Source organism: Nonomuraea ceibae (genome assembly GCF_019396325.1).
GTDB lineage: Bacteria > Actinomycetota > Actinomycetes > Streptosporangiales > Streptosporangiaceae > Nonomuraea > Nonomuraea ceibae.
Genome location: NZ_JAHKRO010000054.1, coordinates 25,249 through 41,557, shown reverse-complemented (window position 1 = coordinate 41,557; position 16,309 = coordinate 25,249). Strand labels below are relative to the sequence as shown.

Below are 16,309 nucleotides of genomic sequence, written 5' to 3'. Positions count from 1 at the left end.
GCTCCCCGTGGCCGGCGATCGGTGCTCATCTGAAGGTGTTCTCCCACCCGACCGTGAGGAGCCTCCGTGAAGATCCGCAGCTTGTCCGGCGCAGCCCTGGTCGCGGCCGCGCTGGGCGCCGCCGTGCTGGCCGGGGCGGCGCCCGCCTCCGCTTCCGTGGCCGAGGCCACGCCGGCCTCGGCCGGAGGCCACGCCCTCGCGCCGGTGCCGCCGGACTGGTACTGGTCCAGCCGCTACGACACCCTGGCCGCCTGCGAGGTGGCCTTCGAGGACGCCGCCGTGAACGGCCAGTACACCGGGCTCGCCCCCTGCCGGTGGTACCAGGACCGGTACCGGGCGGCCGGTTACTACTTCCTCATGTACATCCCCTGACCCCGGGTCAGGGCCAGTCCGCCGAGGGCCGCGCCCGCCAGTCCGAGGGTCAGGGCGACGGCTCCGCCGAACACCCCGTTGCCGGTGCCGAGCCCGCCGTCGGCGACGGCCAGGTTCGCCGCGCCGTTGAGCCCGCCGGTCAGCCCCAGGACCAGGGCCGCGACGGCTCTCCTCCGCCCGCCGCCCGACCGGCGGGCGGAGCGCGAGGCCGGCCGGCCGGCGATCACGCCGGCCAGCGAGACCAGCGCCGCCACGCTGGCCCAGACGCGCTGCGGGGTGCCGAGGAAGGTGCCGACCCCCTGGCCCGCGCACTCCGCGGCGGACGTGCAGACGGGTGAGGCCGCTTGGGCGGCGAGCACCGACAGGACTGACATGGAGTTCTCCTCCGCTTTCCCGCGACCGGACGTCAGAACTATGTCCGCCGGCCCCGCCGCCGGTCATCCCGCCGGCGGAGACATCTCTCCCTGCTGCGGATGCCGTACGGCCGCGGGATCTACCGCGTCCGCGGCAGTCCGGGAAGCGCCGCCGCGTGGGGGCGTGGCAGGGCGCGCACGGCCGAGACGATCAGCGCCAGGCACAGGAGCAGCAGCGCCGCGCTCTGCGCGGTCAGGGTGATCGTGAGCGGCTGCGCCGGGGCGACGTCGATCAGGAAGTGCGGGGAGCGCGCCGCCATCAGCGGCACCGCGACGACGGCGAGGGCCAGCCGCCCGGCCGGGGCGGTCCCGCGTAGCAGGCTCACCAGGCCGGCGACCAGGAGCGCCGCCGTGGCCACCCCCTGCGGGTCGAGCCAGCCGGCAGCCCACGCGGCCGCCGCGTCCGTCCCGCCTCCGAGGCCGGTGACGGCGAGCACGGCGGCGGCGTACGCGACGGTCAGCCCCAGCGGCAGGGCGGACAGCGGCGGGGAGCGCCGCACCGGGGCGTCCCGGTGGTAGGCGGTCAGCAGGGCCGCGACGGGCACCACGGTGACCAGCAGGTGAGGCGCGGAGTCGACGAGCGCTCGCGGCCAGGTGAAGGCGTCGACCCCGAACATGGCCAGCACGTACAGCAGTCCCAGGCCGGCCAGGAGCTTGGCCGCCCGCACCCTGCCGAGCGCGAGCGTGGCGAAGGCGGCGATCCACACCAGGCTCTCGGCCGCCGACACGAGCTCCGGCGCCGCCCCCCGGGGCGTGAGGACCGGCGACTGCCCCGGCAGCGGGCCGAGCACCTGCACGGAGAAGGCCAGGCCGATCCAGCCGATCACGGCCTGGTAGCCCAGCCCGAGCAGGGCGGCCAGCCTGACGGCGTCGCCGACGGCGCGGGAGCGGGGGGCGGCGCCGATGCCGCCGACCCTGATCCTGATCGCCAGTGCGGCGATGGAGACGACCTCGCCCCAGTCGGGCTGCGTGCCGCGCTCGCCGTGGGCGTGGCGAGCGCCTTCGAGGAAGGCCTCGACCATCTCCTCCTCGCGCTCGGCCCGGTAGGAGGCGGGCAGCATCCTGAGGGCGAGGCGGTAGCGCTCCTCCAGGAGGGTCATGCGGGACCTCCGGCGGTCGAGGGGCCGATGGTGAAACCGCGCCGCCGGGCGCCGAGGCGTTCGGCGGCGAGCCGGAGGGTGCCGGTCAGCCTGGCGAGCTCCGCCGCCAGTGCCGCCTCGCCCTGCTCGGTGATGCGGTAGTAGCGGCGCAGGCGGCCCGAGTGGGCCTCCTCGTGGTCGAGCTCCACCAGGCCGTCGGCGGTCAGGCGGTCGAGCACCCCGTACAGCGACCCGATCTTGAGCTGCACGGTGCCTTCGGACAGCCGGTCCACCTCCCGCACGATCCCGTAGCCGTGGCGCGGCTCGTCCAGGAGTGCCGTCAAGGCCAGGAACATCGGCTCCGTCATAGTCACACGGCCATCATAACTTGCAAGGCAAGATATGCGAAAGGTCATGGCTTCTGGCGGGCCCTGCGCACGGCCGCCGCCGCCAGGACCAGCAGGAGGACGAGCGCGAGCAGGAGCGGGCCCGGCCCGAGTCCGGCCACCCAGCGGGCCAGGGCCGCCTGCACCTCCGTCGCCGCGCCCACGATCGGGTCGCGCGCGTCCTGCCCGGCGAGGACGCGCAGCTCGTACCAGCCGTAATACAGCACGTACAGGCCCGCGAGGGCGAGCAGGCCGCCGCTGACCCGGGACACGTACGGCAGCACACGCCGCAGCCGGGCCACGACGGCGGCGCGGGCGAGCGCCACCGCCAGCGACAGGACGGCGACGATCAGCCCCATGCCCAGCGCGTACGCGGTGAAGGCCGCCATCCCGCCGGCCACGCCGCTGCCGGACAGCGCCGCCGAGGTCACCGCCAGGAACGGGCCGGCCGTGCACGACAGGGAGGCCACCGCGTACGACAGGCCGTAGCCGTACAGGGACAGCGGCGAGGTGGTGGGACGGCCGGTGGGCAGCCCCGGCAGGCGCAGCACCAGCTCGCGGCCGGACAGCAGCCACAGGCCCAGCCCGGCCAGCACCGCCCCGATGACCAGGGTCGCCCACGGCAGCCGCCCGCCCACCGAGACCGCCAGCACGGTCACGACCAGCCCGAACAGGCCGAAGATCGTGACGAACCCGGCGGTCATCGCCGCCGCGAGGACCAGCGCCTGGCGTACGGGCGCGGCGCTCCGGCCGGTGATCAGCAGCGTGAGGTAGGCCGGCAGCATGGCGAAGCCGCAGGGATTGAACGCGGCCACCATCCCGGCGGTGAGCGCCAGGGCCAGCGGCGCCTCGGACAGCGACGAGGACAGGGACACGGCCGCGCTACCGGGTGGCCAGGGCGCGCAGGTGGGTCTCCAGCTTGTCCTGGCCGAGCGGGCCGGTGACCTTCTCCGTGGAGCCGTCCGGTCTCATGAACACGAAGGTGGACTGCTCGCTGACGCCGAGCTTCGTCCAGAGCGCCCCTTCGGCGTCGGACAGGTGCACGAGGTCACCGGTCCCCGTGCGCCGGACGAACTGCTCCATCGCCGCCTCGGTGTCCAGGCCGGCGACCCCGACGACCGTGACGTCGCCGTGCCGGGCGGCGGCGGCCTTGACGGCGGGCGCGTCCGACAGGCACTTGGGGCACCACGGCGCCCAGAACCAGAACGCGACGGGCCTGCCCGCCAGGCTCTCACCCTCGAACGGCTCGCCGTCCAGCGTCCGGGCGTCGAACCGTAACGCGGCGGGCGCCGAGGACGCGCTCCCGGGCCCGGCGGGGGAGGCCGCCGGGGCCGAGGTCCTCATGGCCGTGTCTCCAGTGTTCCCCATGTCTCCGGGCTCGTCCCGCATGCCGGTGCCGCACGCGGCGGCCAGCAGGGCGAGCGCCGCCAGCGCGGCGGCCGCGCTTCGCACGTTGCTCATGCCGGTCACCCTAGGAGCGCGCGGCGGCCCGATTCCTTACGAGGCGATGACGGCCCGCCCGGTTCAGGCGGGCTGCGGGCTGTCGTGCGTCCCGACGTGCGCGCCGACGTCGTCGGCGTCCGCCACCTGGAGCACCACGTCGAGCAGTCCGGGGAAGCGGGCGTCCAGGTCGGCGCGGCGCAGCCGCACGAAGCAGCGGGTGCCCTCCTGTCGGGTCCGGGTGATGCCGGCGTCGCGCAGCACGCGCAGATGGTGGCTGAGCGTCGACTTGGCGACGGGCGCGCGCAGCTCGCCCCAGCCCCGCTCGCGGCCGTCGGCCAGCACGCGCACCAGCCCGACGCGGATCGGGTCGCTGAGCGCGCCCAGCACCGCGACGAGGGTCATCTGCTCGAGCTCGGGATGCTGCGCCTGCTTCACGACCCCATGCTACCTTGTTCGACGTTTCACGAACAACGAACAGGGGAGTCATGGTGGACCAGCAGCCCTGCGCGGACCTCACCGGCAAGGCCGTCATCGTCACCGGCGCAGGCTCGGGCATCGGCCGTGCCGCCGCCCGGGAGTTCGCCCGCGCCGGAGCCCGCGTGCTCGGCGTCGCCCGCCGCCTGCCGACGCTGGAGGAGACCGCTGACGGCCACCCCGGCATCGCCGTCCACGCCGCCGACCTGCGCGACCCGGACGCCTCCCGGCAGGTCGTCGAGGCCGCCGTCGACCGGTGGGGCGCCGTGGACGTGCTGGTCAACAACGCCGGAGCCACCAGGAGGATGCCCTTGGCCGAGGTCACCGCCGACGGCGTCGCCGACCTGTTCGCCCTCAACGTCACCGCGCCCAGCCTGCTCGCCGCCGCCGCCCTGCCGCACCTGCGCGCCACCCGGGGCGTGATCGTCAACGTCTCCAGCACCTACGGTCACCGGCCGCTGCCCGGCGCCGCCCACTACGCCGCCTCCAAGGCCGCACTCGAACAGCTCACCCGCAGCTGGGCGCTGGAACTGGCCGCCGACGGCATCCGCGTCAACGCCCTGGCCCCCGGCCCCACCGAGAGCCAGGCCCTGGCCGCCGCCGGCCTGCCGGACGACGTCGTCGAGCAGATCAAACGGGACGAGGCCGCCCGCATCCCGCTCGGCCGCCGCGGCGCCCCCGAGGAGGTCGCCGCCTGGATCGTCCACCTCGCCACCCCCGCGACCGCCTGGGTCACCGGCCAGGTCATCACCGTCGACGGCGGCCTCGAACTCACCTGAGCCGCCCCCGCCGCCCCGCCGGGTCGCCCGCACAGCGGAGTCTGTCGCCCGGGCGGCGCCGCTGTTAAGGTGAGCGCGGTGCGCCGGGAAGCCTGGTCGGCAAGATGGTTCTCTGTCCCGACCGGAGGTGCCCGATGATCTTCCCCGCGCGGTGTCCCTGATGGGCGTGCTGCTGACCGCCTTCGCCTGCGTGCTCCTGCTCGCCGTGCTGCTGTCGAGCCTGGCCCACCGCACCATCCTGTCCACGGCCGCGCTGTTCCTGGTGGCCGGGTTCGTGCTGGGCGACGGCGTGCTCGGCGTCGTGTCGCTGAGTCCCGGCGACGACCTGGTCGCCACGCTCGCCGAGCTGGCCCTGTTCACGGTGCTGTTCACCGACGGCATGCGGGTGGGCTGGACCGAGCTGCGCAGCGCCTGGCGGCTCCCCGGACGGGCGCTGGGCTGGGGCCTGCCGCTCACGCTGGCCATCACCGCGCTCGGCGCCCACTACCTGCTCGGCCTCGGCTGGGTCGAGGCGCTGCTCATCGGCGCGATCCTGGCGCCCACCGACCCGGTGTTCGCCGCGGCCCTGGTCGGCAACGACAAGGTGCCGCCCCGGCTGCGCCAGTTGCTGAACGTCGAGTCCGGCGTCAACGACGGCCTGGCGCTGCCGTTCGTGATCGTGTTCCTGGCCGTCGCGGCGGGGTCGCACGATCTGCACCTGGGCGAGCTGGGGCTGGAGCTCGGGCTGGGCATCGTCATCGGGGTCGCGATCCCGTGGGCGGCGATCAAGCTGGAGCGCACCCGCTGGTTCGCCGCGTCCACCGCCTACGAGCCGCTCAACGCGCTGGCCATCGGCCTGCTCGTGCTCGCCGTCGGCAAGGCCACGCACGGCAACCTGTTCCTGGCCGCGTTCTCGGCCGGGATCACCGTGGCCACGTTCGGGCCCCGGCAGCGGGAGTCGTTCGAGCACTTCGGCGAGCTCATCGCCGAGGTGTTCAAGCTGGCCGCGCTGCTGGTGTTCGGGGCGCTGATCACGCCGGCGCTGCTCGGCGCGGTCGGCTGGGCCGGCTGGCTGTTCGCGGTGCTCGCGCTGGTGGTGGCGCGGCCGGTGGCGATCTGGCTGTCGTTCCTGCGTTCGGGGCTGTCGGTGCGCGAGCAGGCGGCCGTGGCCTGGTTCGGGCCCAAGGGCTTCGCCTCGGTCGTGTACGGGCTGCTCGTGCTGGGCTCCGGCATCGCGGTCGCCGAACCGGTGTTCCAGTACGTCGCGGTGACCATCGTGGTGTCGATCCTGCTGCACTCCTCGACCGACATCGTGGTGGCCCGCTGGTTCGACGACGAGCGCGAGGTCCCCGCCTGGCACACCGCCGTGACGCGCCGCATCCGCCGCCCGTGAGCAGGCCGCCGCCGGCCTGCTGCCCGGCGGGCTCGAAGTGCCTGGCCTGACCGGGGGACCGCCGCCTACTGGACGGATGGTCACGTACGCGTAGATTGACTGCTGAAGGCTGCTGCGGGTTCACGGGGTCCGCGCCGACCGGCCGTTCCGGGTGGCGGACCGGCCGGATCCGGGCGCCACGGCTGCGAGGAGGATCCGGGATGAAGCTGATCCGGCTGGCCGAGATCGACGCCTCGATGATCGGCCTGGTGGGCGGCAAGGCCGCCGGGCTCGGGGAGATGATCAGAGCGGGGGAGCGGGTCCCCGACGGCTTCTGCGTGACCGTCGAGGCCTACGCGAGCGGGCAGGTCCCGCAGGAGGAGCTGGCCCGCGCCTACGAGCGGCTCGGCGGCGGGAAGGTGGCGGTGCGGTCGAGCGCCACCGCCGAGGACCTGCCGCACGCCAGCTTCGCCGGCCAGCAGGACACCTACCTGGGTGTCGAGGGCCAGGACGCGCTGGCCGAGGCGGTCCGCCGCTGCTGGGACTCGCTGCACACCGAGCGCGCCGTGGCCTACCGGGCGAACGTCGGCATCGAGGACGCGGCGATGGCCGTCGTGGTGCAGCGGATGGTCGACCCCGAGCGCGCCGGGGTGCTGTTCACGGCGAACCCGATCACTGGCCGGCGCACCCAGATGGTCGTCGACGCCGCGGAGGGCCTGGGCACCGCGATCGTCGACGGCACCGTGGCGCCCGACCACTACGAGTTCGACGACGACGCCCCGCAGACCGGCTGGCTGGAGGAGCTGCGCGCGGCGGGGCTGCGGCTGCGCGAGCACTTCGGCTCGCCGCAGGACGTCGAGTGGGCCCTCGACCGGGACGGCGTGCTGTGGTTACTGCAGTCCCGCCCGGTCACGACGCTGTTCCCGGCGCCGCCCGCGACCGCCGACACCCGGCTCTACCTGGAGTTCGGCCACATCCAGGGCATGCTCCGGCCGATGACGCCGATGGGCGTGTCGCTGCTCAGGACCGGCGCGGGCCTCTGGTTCGAAGCGGCCGGAGCCAAGGTCGACCGCCGAGATCCGCTGCCCCGGATGGTCGCGATCGGCGGCAGGCTCTACTTCGACCTGACCGACTTCCTGCGCAGCAAGGTGATGCGTGACCGGCTCGGCACGTCCTTGGAGGTGTACGGCCCGCGCGTGCAGGGCGCCGTGCGGCGGATGCTGGACGACCCGCGCTTCGCCCCGCGGCCCGGCCTGCCGTTCGACGTGCGCGCCGTGGTCAAGGGGGTCGCGCGCATCGCCCCCCGGGCCGTCGCCGGCGTGATCGCCGCGCTGGCCTGGCCGGACGCCGCGCGGGGCCGGGCCTACCGCGGCGTGCGGAGGATCAGGCGGCTGACCGTGCCGCCCGGGCCGGACGCGAGCGCCGCCGAACGCCTGCGCTGGGTGGCGGAGGACTCGCACCGGCCGATCATGACCCTGGACATGCAGGGCATCGTCTGGCCGCTGACCGCCGGGATCGTGGCGGGCACCGTCCCCGCCGCCCTGCTCGACGGGGTGGCGAGCGAGGAGGAGCTGGACACCGTCCTCGGCGGCATGCCGTACAACGTGACCACCGAGATGGACCTGGCCCTGTGGCGGCTCGCCGTCAGCGCGCGCGAGCACCGGGAGCTGTTCGCCGGCACCCCCGCGCCGGAGCTCGCCGCCCGCTACCGCGACGGCGACCTGCCCGACATCGGCCTGGCACAGTTCCTGGAGAGGTACGGCCTGCGGGCCGCGGCCGAGATCGACGTCGGCATGCCGCGCTGGGCGGAGGACCCGGCGCCGCTGTTCGCCACGATCGCCAACTACCTGCGGGTCGGCGATCCCGAGCAGGCGCCGGACCGGCGCTTCGAGCGCGCCGCGGATCGGGCGGAGCGGACGCTCGCCGCGCTGGCGCGGCGGGCCACGCGCGGGCGGCCGGTCCGCGGCAGGGTCGCGGTCTTCCTCATGCGCAGGTCCCGCGAGCTCACCGGGCTGCGCGAGCTGGGGAAGTTCGCCTGGCTGATCCCGCTGCGGGCGGCGCGGGAGCAACTGCTGCTGGCCGGCGCGGAGCTGTTCGAGCGGCCGGACGACATCATGTTCCTCGACCTGGCCGAGGCCCGCCAGGCCGCCCGGGGCGCGGACCTGCGCGAGGTGATCGCGGCCCGGCGCGCCGCGTACGAGCGTGAGCTGCGGCGGCCCGGCGTCCCCGGCGCGCTGCTGTCCGACGGCACCGACGTGGAGGCGCTCGCGCCGGCGGTTCCGGCGGGCGACGGGGTGCTCACCGGCATGGCCGGGGCGGCGGGCCGCGCGACCGGCCGGGCGCGGGTGATCCGCGACCCGGCCGGCGCGTACATCGAGCCGGGCGAGATCCTGGTCGCGCCCACCACCGACCCCGGCTGGACGCCGCTCTTCCTGACGACGGCGGGCCTGGTCACCGAGACGGGCTCCCCGGTCGCGCACGGCCCGACCGTCGCCAGGGAGTACGGGATCCCGGCCGTCATCTGCGTACGCGACGCCACCCGCGAGATCAGGACGGGCCAGCTCATCACCATCGACGGCGCCGCGGGCACCGTGCGCATCGAGGAGGAATGAGCCGGGCCGCTCAGGAGACAGCGGCGGCGGGGTGCGCGTGGACGGCGCGGGTCAGGATGCGGTGCACGTAGCCGGCGTCGGCGGGGGCGTTGTCGATGAGGATGGCGGTGCACAGGCCGTCGGCGGCGGCGACGACGGCGGCGATGGCCTCGGGGTCGTCGGTGAGGGTGGCGGCGAGCTCGCCGATGTCCTGCCGCCAGCGGCGGGCGACGGGCGCGAGCGCCGGGCGGCGAGCCGCCAGGGTGGACAGCTCGCGCTCGGCCAGGGCGTGGTCACGGCCGGGGCCGCCGGACTCGGCGATCAGCTCGGCCAGCGCGCGGAGCTTGTCGCCGGGGCCGTCGATGATCTGGCGGATGCGCCGGGTGTAGGTGTCGGCGACGCTGGACAGGGCCGCGACGAGCAGGTCGTCGAGGGTGGCGAAGTAGTAGGTGCTCAGGCTGGTGGTGATGCCGGCCTGCTTGGCGACGGTGCGGTGGGTGACGCCCGCCGCGCCCTCGCGCGTCACGACGGCGAGGGTGGCCTCGATGATCTCGGCGCGGCGCCGGTGGCCCCGGGCCTTGCGGCCGTCGATGTGCCCGCTGTCGTCGTTCATGCACCCCTCCCGTGAGGTCCAGGGTAGACGAGCCAGGGTGGACGAGCACGTCACCGCTCGTTCTCTCCGAGAGGCCGCACGTGCCGCAGCGCCGTCAGGCACAGCGCCGCCGCCGCGACGATCGCGACGCCGGCCACGGCCGAGGCGATGTTCACCCCGCTGGTGAACAGCGCCTGCGCCTCCCGCACCACCGGGGCGGGCACCTGGCCGGCGACCGACAGCGCGCCGGGCAGGCTGTCGGTGAGACGCGCCGCGAGCTCGGGCGGGACGTCCGCCGGGGCGGTCATGCGGGCGGTGTAGAGGACGGTGGTGAGGCTGCCGAGGACGGCGACGCCGACGGCGATGCCGAGTTCCTGGACGGTCTCGGACATCGCGGCGGCCGACCCGGACTTCGAGGCCGGCGCGGCGCCGACGACCATGTCGGTGCCGAGGGCGGCGATCGCGCCGAGGCCGAGGTAGACGAACGCGAACCCGGCCACCACCCGTGCCGCGTCGCCGGTGCCGGCGGTGGCCAGCAGCGCGTAGCCGATCACCGAGAGGGCGAGCATGAGCGCCATGACCAGGCCGGGACGCACCCGCCTGGCGATGATCGGCGCGCCGATCGCCGCGGCGAACATCGCCAGGGCGGGCGGTCCCATCCACAGGCCGGCCGCGAACGGCGTCAGGCCCTCGACGAGCTGGAGGTACTGGGTGACCAGGTACATGGTCCCGCCCACGCCGACCAGCCCGATCAGCAGCACGGCCAGCGCCGCGGAGAACGCCCGGCTGGTGAACAGCGTGACGTCCAGCAGGGGCGAGGCCAGGCCGCGCTGACGCCGTACGAAGAGCGCCCCGGCCACCGCGCCGAGCACGGCCAGGGCCGCCGTGCCGGGGCCGGGACCGTCCGCCGCCGCGTGCTTGATCGCGTAGACGACCGGCAGGATCGCGGCCAGCGACAGGCCGACGCTGGCCAGGTCGAGGCGGCCCGCCTGCGGGTCGGCGTACTCGGGCAGCAGCGCCCGCGCCCCTGCGAGCACGGCGACCGCGACGGGGACGGCGAGCAGGAACGCGGCGCCCCACCAGAACGTGCCGACCAGGGCGCCGCCGGCCACCGGGCCGGCGGCCATGCCCAGGGCGAACATCGTCGCCCAGATCCCGATCGCGACCGCGCGCTGCCGGGCGTCGGCGAACATGTTCGAGATCAGCGACAGCGTCGAGGGCATCAGCGTGGCCCCGGCGACCCCGAGCAGCGCCCGGGCCACGATCAGCAGCTCGGCGTTCGGCGCGAAGGCGGCGAACACCGACACCGCGGCGAACGCGGCCGTCCCGATCACCAGCAGGCGGCGCCGCCCGATCCGGTCGCCCAGGGTCCCCATCGTGATGAGGAACCCGGCGATGAAGAACCCGTACGCGTCCATGATCCAGAGCGTCTGGGTCGCCGACGGGTCCAGGGCTTCGGCCATGCTCGGCAGGACCAGGTACAGCACGGTGACGTCCAGGCCGAGCAGCACCGTCGGCAGCGCCAGCAGTCCCAGACCGGCCCACTCCCGCGTTCCCGCACGCCGGGTGACGACTTCGGGCATGACATCCTCCTTGGGCAAGAATATTTGAACGATAGTACAACTAGGACGATCGTTCAAATAAAGAGGAGCCTGCTGGATCGCTGCGACAATATCTTGATATGGTTTCCAATATGCAGATATTGTTCCCGGTATGTCGATACCGCCAACGGGGGACCGCCCGCCGGAGGACCTGACCGCGCGTGCCCGCATCCGCGACGCCGCGCTGGAGCAGTTCGCCGCCCGGGGCGTCAAAGCCGCCACGCTGAAGGACATCGCCGACGCCGCCGGCGTCTCCGTCGGCCTGGTCCAGCACCACTTCGGCTCCAAGGACCGCCTGCGGGAGGCCTGCGACCAGCACGTCCGCGACACCGTCCTGGGCGCCGCCGGCCGGGTCCAGGAGGGGGCCGAGGTCAACGCCGACTTCCTCAGGGGCATGTACGAGGCGAGCGAGCTCAGCGTCCGCTACCTGGCCCGCGCCCTGGTCGACGGCTCACCCGTGGCGGCCGAGCTGTTCGACGAGGGCTCGGCCGGGGCCGAGCGGTTCTTCACCGACACCTGGCCCGACACGTTCACCCCCGGCGAGGCGAAGGTGCGCGAGCGCGCCGCCGTCATGGCCGCGATGCACCTGGGCACGATCGTCCTGCACGAGCACCTGTCCAGGCGGCTCGGCATCGACGTGCTGCGCCGCCCGAACTCCGGCCTGCTCGGCGCCGCCATGCTCGACGTCTACGCGCACATGGGGCAGTGGATCGCCACCCAGCAGGGTGACCGGGTCCGCCAGGCCGTCACCGACGTCCACGACGAGGAGCACCCCGATGCCTGACGCGATCCGGATCCGCCGGCTGGTCAAGAACTTCGGCAAGGTCCGCGCGCTGGACCAGCTGGACCTGACCGTGCGGGAGGGAGAGGTCCACGGCTTCCTCGGCCCCAACGGCGCGGGCAAGAGCACGACCCTGCGCATCCTGCTCGGCCTGCTGCGCAAGGACTCCGGCGAGGTGAGCCTGCTGGGCGGCGACCCCTGGAACGAGGCCGTCGAGCTGCACCGGCGGCTCGCGTACGTGCCCGGCGACGTCACGCTGTGGCCCAGCCTGTCCGGCGGCGAGGTGATCGACCTGCTCGGCCGGCTGCGCGGCGGCGCCGACGCCAAACGGCGCGACGAGCTGATCGAGCGGTTCGCCCTGGACCCGCGCAAGAAGGCCCGCACCTACTCCAAGGGCAACCGGCAGAAGGTCGCGCTGATCGCCGCGCTCGCCTCCGAGGTGGAGTTACTGCTGCTCGACGAGCCGACCTCCGGGCTCGACCCGCTGATGGAGGCGGTCTTCCGCGAGGTCGTCGGCGAGGAGCGGCGCGCGGGCCGCACGGTCCTGCTCTCCAGCCACATCCTCGCCGAGGTCGAGGCGCTCTGCGACCGGGTGAGCATCATCCGCGACGGCCGGATCGTGGAGTCCGGCACACTCGCCGAGCTGCGCCACCTCACGCGCATCTCGGTCACGGCCGACCTGGCCAGGGTTCCGGAGGCCGGCCTGCCCCACGTCCACGACCTCACCGGCGAGGGCGGCCGCGTCCGCTTCCAGGCCGACGCCGACCACATCGGCGAGGTCCTGACCCGCCTGACGGAGTACGGCATCCGCGACATCACCGCCCAGCCTCCCACTCTCGAAGAGCTGTTCATGAGGCACTACCGATGAACACCGGCACCCTGATCCGGCTGATCCTGCGCCGCGACCGCGTCTGGCAGCCGCTGTGGATCCTGAGCGTCACGCTCTTCGTCGCGGCCACGGTCACCACCATCCGCGAGCTGTTGCCCACCCCGGAGGCACGCCGCGACTACTTCGTGAACATCATCGACAACCCGGCCATCATGCTGCTGCAGGGACCGGCGTACGGCGACAGCGTGGGCGCGGCCGCCGCCCAGCAGCGCGGCGCCGCCACCACCATCTTCGCCGCTCTGGCCAGCATCCTGCTCGTGGTCAAGCACACCCGCTCCGACGAGGAGCAGGGGAGGCGCGAGCTCGTCGGCTCGGCCGCCGTGGGCCGCCACGCCCCGCTCACCGCCGCCCTCGCCGTCGTGCTCGGCGCGAACCTCGTCCTGGCCCTGCTGATCACCGTGGTCGGCGCGAGCGCCGGGCTCGGCCTGGCCGGGCCGCTCGCCTGGGGGCTGATGGCCGCCTCCGCCGGCTGGCTCGGGGCCGGGCTGGCCGCGGTGACCGTGCAGCTCACCCGGAGCGCCCGCACGGCCGGGGCCGCGGCCTTCGCCGTGTTCTTCGCCGCCTACCTGGTCCGCGGCATCAGCGACCTGGCCGGTCCCGGCCTGGAATGGCTGGGCTGGCTCGTCCCCAACGGCTGGATCCTGCGCGCCCGCGCGTTCGGCGCCGAGCGGTGGTGGGTGTTCCCGCTGCTCGCGGTGTTCGTCGCGGCTCTGGCCTGGCTCGCCTACACGCTGTCGGCCCGGCGCGACCTCGGCGGCGGCCTCCTCGCGCCGCGGCTCGGGCCCGCCCGCGCCCCGGCCGCGCTGCGCGGGCCGCTCGGGCTGGCCTGGCGCGTTCACCGGGGCGCCGCGCTGGCGTGGATCGCGGGCGCCGCGTTCGTCGGCGCGGGGCTCGGGCTGGCCGGGCCGAGCGTCCTGGAACAGTTCGGCCAGAGCGGCGGGCTGGACCACTGGGCCAGGCGGACGGGCACGGACGACCCCGTGGAGATCTTCTTCCGGCTCGTCGTGTACGAGCTGGCCGTGTTCTCCATGTCCCTGTACGCGATCATGACGGTGCTCCGGCTGCGCGGCGAGGGGGCCACCGAGCTGTTCCTGTCCGGGCCGGTGAGCCGGGCGCGCTGGGTCCTCGGCCATCTGGCGTTCGCGGCGGCGGTGCCCGGCGCCATGCTCGTCGTCGCCGGGCTCGGCCTGGGCCTGGGCAGCGGCGACGTCGGCTCCGGCCTGGCCCTCACCACGGTCGTCCTGCCCGGCGTCTGGGTGATGGCCGGTGTCGCCGTGGCGGCGTACGGCCTGTTCCGGCGCGCCGGGACGGTCGTCGCGTGGACCGCGCTGGCGCTCGCCATCGCCCTCGAACTCGGCTGGGAGCTCCGGCTGGTGAACGACCAGGTCTTCATGATCTCGCCGTTCGCGCACGTCCACTACTCCACGCTGGCCGACCCCGGGCCCGGCACGCTGCTCGGCCTCACGCTCGTGGCGACCGCCTTCACCGCGCTCGGCCTGTACGGGCTCCGCCGCCGCGACCTGACCCTGTGACGGCCTGCCGCCTCCGGCAGGGGACGCCGGAGGCGGCGGGGTGTCACGCGACGGCGGTGCCCTCCAGCTCGATCATCAAGGTGGGGATCGCCAGCCTGGTCACCCCGAGCATCGTGGTGGGCGGCGCCACCCCGGCGGCGCCCAGCCGCGACGCCAGCACGCCGTAGTGCTCGAAGAGCCGGTCGACGTCGGTGGTGTAGACGTTGAGCCGGACCAGGTTCGCCAGCGACATCCCGGCCTCGCCCAGCACGGCCTCCAGGTTGTCCAGGCTCAGCGCCAGCTGCGCCGCCATGTCGTCGGCGTGCTCGGGCTTGCCGTCGCCGTTCATCGCCGTCTGCCCCGAGCAGTACAGGGTCCGGGTGTGCCCGGAGACCACCTCACCCTGGTGGTATCCGAGCTGCTGCGACCACGCCCACGGGTTGACGGCCGTTCGTTCCACTGCCATGTCGGCTCCATTCGGTTCATCGACAATCGCGTTCCGATCGGGCAAAAGCCTCGCAGCCAATCACGACATCTTTTGTCGTGTATTTCGGTACAGTTCGGATATGCGTGCCGACCGGTTGGTCTCGCTGGTGCTGTTGCTGCGCCGGCACGGCCGGATGTCCGCGACCGCGCTGGCCCGGGAGCTGGAGGTGTCCACCCGGACCGTGCTGCGCGACATCGAGGCGCTGTCGTCGGCGGGCGTCCCCGTGTACGCCGAGCGCGGCCGGCACGGCGGGTTCGCGCTGCTGCCCGGCTTCCGGACCGAGCTGACCGGGCTGAACCACGACGAGGCCCTCGCCCTGCTGGTGGCCGGGTCGCGGCGCGGGGCGCAGGCGTTCGGGCTCGGCTCGGCGCTCGCCTCGGCGATGCTCAAGGTGGTCGACGCGCTGCCGGAGAGCTACCGGGACACGGCGGCGGGCGCGGCCGAGCGGCTGCTCATCGACCCGGAGACCGACCTGCTCTCGCGCCGCCTGGCCGACGAGGAGGTGCCGGACGCGATCGTGGCCGAGGTGCTGCGCGCGGTGTTCGCCGGGCACAAGCTGCGCATCCACTACGCGGCCGTGAACCAGGCGGCGCAGTGGCGCACGGTGGACCCGATCGGCCTGGTCACCGTGCGCGAACGCGGCTACCTGCTGGCCACGCGGGCCGGCGCGGACCGTACGTACCGGCTGTCGCGGATCCTGGCGGCCGAGGAGCTCGCCGAGCGCGCGGAGCGGCCGGACCGGGTCGACCTGGACCGGGCCTGGCAGGAGCGCAGCACCCGGTTCCGGGCCGGCGGCGACCAGGTCAGCGTGCTCGTGCGGGTGAACCCGGTGCGGCGGGAGGACCTGGTGGGCACCGCGCTGGCCGTCCGCGCGGAGCGGGCCGACGCGGACGGGTGGCTGCGGATGGAGGTGTCCTTCCAGGACCGCAGGCACGCCGAATGGGCGCTGTGGCAGCTCACCACGAACGCGGAGGCCCTCGAGCCGCAGTGGCTGCGCGACGCGCTGCGCGACCGCGCCGCCGCGATCGCCGCCCGCTACGGCGGCTAGATTGTCTGCAACGAAACTATCTGTTACGGTCCTCTCGTTGGCAGCCGCACGACGGAGGAGAACCGTGGACGAGAACCAGCAGGGGCCAGCGCCCCGGCCGCTGAGCGACGACGAGCTGGTCAAGCTGCTCGAAGGGCAGCGGTTCGGCGTGCTGGCGACGGTCCGGCGCACCGGCCACCCCGCCCTGTCCACGGTCCTGTACCGATGGGACCCCGCCGGGCGCGTCATCCGGATCTCCACCACGGCCGGCCGGCTCAAGGCCCGCCAGATCGCCCGCGACCCGCACGTCGCCCTGCACGTCCAGGGCCCCGACGTGTGGTCGTTCGCCGTCGCCGAAGGCGAGGCCGAGGTGTCCGGCGACCCCGCCGACCTGCTCGCCTTCGCCGGCGATCAGCCCGACCCCGCCGCCTTCCTGGAGCAGCAGGCCCGCGAAGGGCGCGTGGTGATCAGGATCAGCGTGTCGCGCCTGTACGGCACGGCCCTCGACCTGCCCTGACGACACGCCACCCGCG

The 16,309-nt window shown here is 74.4% G+C and carries 18 protein-coding genes; 9 read left to right on the top strand and 9 right to left on the bottom strand.

Annotated elements, in window-relative coordinates:
* Window positions 1-66: 66 nt before the first annotated feature.
* Complete coding sequence (locus KME80_RS28635; protein ID WP_219509471.1) at window positions 67-372, top strand: hypothetical protein; 306 nt, start codon at window positions 67-69, stop codon at window positions 370-372.
* Here the strand turns inward: KME80_RS28635 and KME80_RS28630 are convergent.
* From KME80_RS28630 to KME80_RS28605, 6 genes are all read right to left on the bottom strand, one after another.
* The gene (locus KME80_RS28630) at window positions 348-746 is read right to left on the bottom strand and encodes a DUF6223 family protein (protein ID WP_219509470.1); all 399 of its coding nucleotides are present in this window, start codon (window positions 744-746) and stop codon (window positions 348-350) included. The genes KME80_RS28635 and KME80_RS28630 overlap by 25 nt on opposite strands.
* A gap of 119 nt (window positions 747-865) precedes the next feature.
* Window positions 866-1,885, bottom strand: a complete 1,020-nt coding sequence (locus tag KME80_RS28625; protein ID WP_219509469.1) for a hypothetical protein — start codon at window positions 1,883-1,885, stop codon at window positions 866-868.
* A complete protein-coding gene (locus KME80_RS28620) occupies window positions 1,882-2,232 on the bottom strand; it encodes a PadR family transcriptional regulator (RefSeq protein WP_219509493.1) in 351 nt (116 codons plus the stop codon). The genes KME80_RS28625 and KME80_RS28620 overlap by 4 nt, the downstream gene beginning before the upstream one ends.
* A 44-nt stretch (window positions 2,233-2,276) precedes the next feature.
* The gene (locus tag KME80_RS28615; protein ID WP_308125964.1) at window positions 2,277-3,125 is read right to left on the bottom strand and encodes a cytochrome c biogenesis CcdA family protein; all 849 of its coding nucleotides are present in this window, start codon (window positions 3,123-3,125) and stop codon (window positions 2,277-2,279) included.
* A gap of 7 nt (window positions 3,126-3,132) precedes the next feature.
* On the bottom strand, window positions 3,133-3,711 hold the full coding sequence (locus KME80_RS28610; protein ID WP_219509468.1) for a redoxin domain-containing protein: 579 nt from the start codon (window positions 3,709-3,711) through the stop codon (window positions 3,133-3,135).
* Window positions 3,712-3,774: 63 nt separating this feature from the next.
* Window positions 3,775-4,128 (bottom strand): ArsR/SmtB family transcription factor, encoded by a 354-nt coding sequence (locus KME80_RS28605; RefSeq protein WP_219509467.1) that lies wholly within the window; start codon window positions 4,126-4,128, stop codon window positions 3,775-3,777.
* Window positions 4,129-4,178: 50 nt separating this feature from the next.
* Here KME80_RS28605 and KME80_RS28600 point away from each other — a divergent pair, with 50 nt between their 5' ends.
* The 3 genes from KME80_RS28600 to KME80_RS28590 all read left to right on the top strand — a co-directional run bounded on the left by KME80_RS28600 (window position 4,179) and on the right by KME80_RS28590 (window position 8,909).
* A complete protein-coding gene (locus KME80_RS28600) occupies window positions 4,179-4,946 on the top strand; it encodes an SDR family NAD(P)-dependent oxidoreductase (RefSeq protein WP_219509466.1) in 768 nt (255 codons plus the stop codon).
* A gap of 160 nt (window positions 4,947-5,106) precedes the next feature.
* Complete coding sequence (locus tag KME80_RS28595; protein ID WP_219509465.1) at window positions 5,107-6,318, top strand: cation:proton antiporter; 1,212 nt, start codon at window positions 5,107-5,109, stop codon at window positions 6,316-6,318.
* Between the two features lie 200 nt (window positions 6,319-6,518).
* Entirely contained in the window at window positions 6,519-8,909 is a 2,391-nt protein-coding gene (locus KME80_RS28590) for a PEP/pyruvate-binding domain-containing protein (protein ID WP_219509464.1), read from the top strand.
* A gap of 10 nt (window positions 8,910-8,919) precedes the next feature.
* Here KME80_RS28590 and KME80_RS28585 read toward each other — a convergent pair whose 3' ends face one another.
* Both KME80_RS28585 and KME80_RS28580 read right to left on the bottom strand, forming a co-directional pair.
* Window positions 8,920-9,501 (bottom strand): TetR/AcrR family transcriptional regulator, encoded by a 582-nt coding sequence (locus KME80_RS28585; RefSeq protein WP_219509463.1) that lies wholly within the window; start codon window positions 9,499-9,501, stop codon window positions 8,920-8,922.
* 50 nt (window positions 9,502-9,551) lie between these two features.
* Window positions 9,552-11,063, bottom strand: a complete 1,512-nt coding sequence (locus KME80_RS28580; protein WP_219509462.1) for an MFS transporter — start codon at window positions 11,061-11,063, stop codon at window positions 9,552-9,554.
* 130 nt (window positions 11,064-11,193) lie between these two features.
* Here KME80_RS28580 and KME80_RS52035 point away from each other — a divergent pair, with 130 nt between their 5' ends.
* From KME80_RS52035 to KME80_RS28565, 3 genes are read left to right on the top strand one after another with little or no spacing between them, the layout of a single operon-like run.
* Window positions 11,194-11,865: a TetR/AcrR family transcriptional regulator gene (locus tag KME80_RS52035; RefSeq protein WP_219509461.1), complete on the top strand. Its 672-nt coding sequence runs from the start codon at window positions 11,194-11,196 to the stop codon at window positions 11,863-11,865.
* Window positions 11,858-12,730, top strand: a complete 873-nt coding sequence (locus KME80_RS28570) for an ABC transporter ATP-binding protein (RefSeq protein WP_219509460.1) — start codon at window positions 11,858-11,860, stop codon at window positions 12,728-12,730. The genes KME80_RS52035 and KME80_RS28570 overlap by 8 nt, the downstream gene beginning before the upstream one ends.
* Window positions 12,727-14,283 (top strand): ABC transporter permease, encoded by a 1,557-nt coding sequence (locus KME80_RS28565; protein ID WP_219509459.1) that lies wholly within the window; start codon window positions 12,727-12,729, stop codon window positions 14,281-14,283. The genes KME80_RS28570 and KME80_RS28565 overlap by 4 nt, the downstream gene beginning before the upstream one ends.
* 43 nt (window positions 14,284-14,326) lie before the next feature.
* On the opposite strand, the gene KME80_RS28560 is transcribed toward KME80_RS28565, so the two are convergent.
* Window positions 14,327-14,722 carry a RidA family protein gene (locus KME80_RS28560; RefSeq protein ID WP_219509491.1) on the bottom strand — a complete coding sequence of 132 codons (396 nt, stop codon included), beginning with the start codon at window positions 14,720-14,722 and terminating at the stop codon, window positions 14,327-14,329.
* Between the two features lie 106 nt (window positions 14,723-14,828).
* On the opposite strand from KME80_RS28560, the gene KME80_RS28555 reads away from it, so the two are divergent.
* Both KME80_RS28555 and KME80_RS28550 read left to right on the top strand, forming a co-directional pair.
* Entirely contained in the window at window positions 14,829-15,797 is a 969-nt protein-coding gene (locus KME80_RS28555; RefSeq protein WP_219509458.1) for a helix-turn-helix transcriptional regulator, read from the top strand.
* A gap of 64 nt (window positions 15,798-15,861) precedes the next feature.
* A complete protein-coding gene (locus tag KME80_RS28550) occupies window positions 15,862-16,293 on the top strand; it encodes a pyridoxamine 5'-phosphate oxidase family protein (protein ID WP_308125963.1) in 432 nt (143 codons plus the stop codon).
* Window positions 16,294-16,309: the final 16 nt, after the last annotated feature.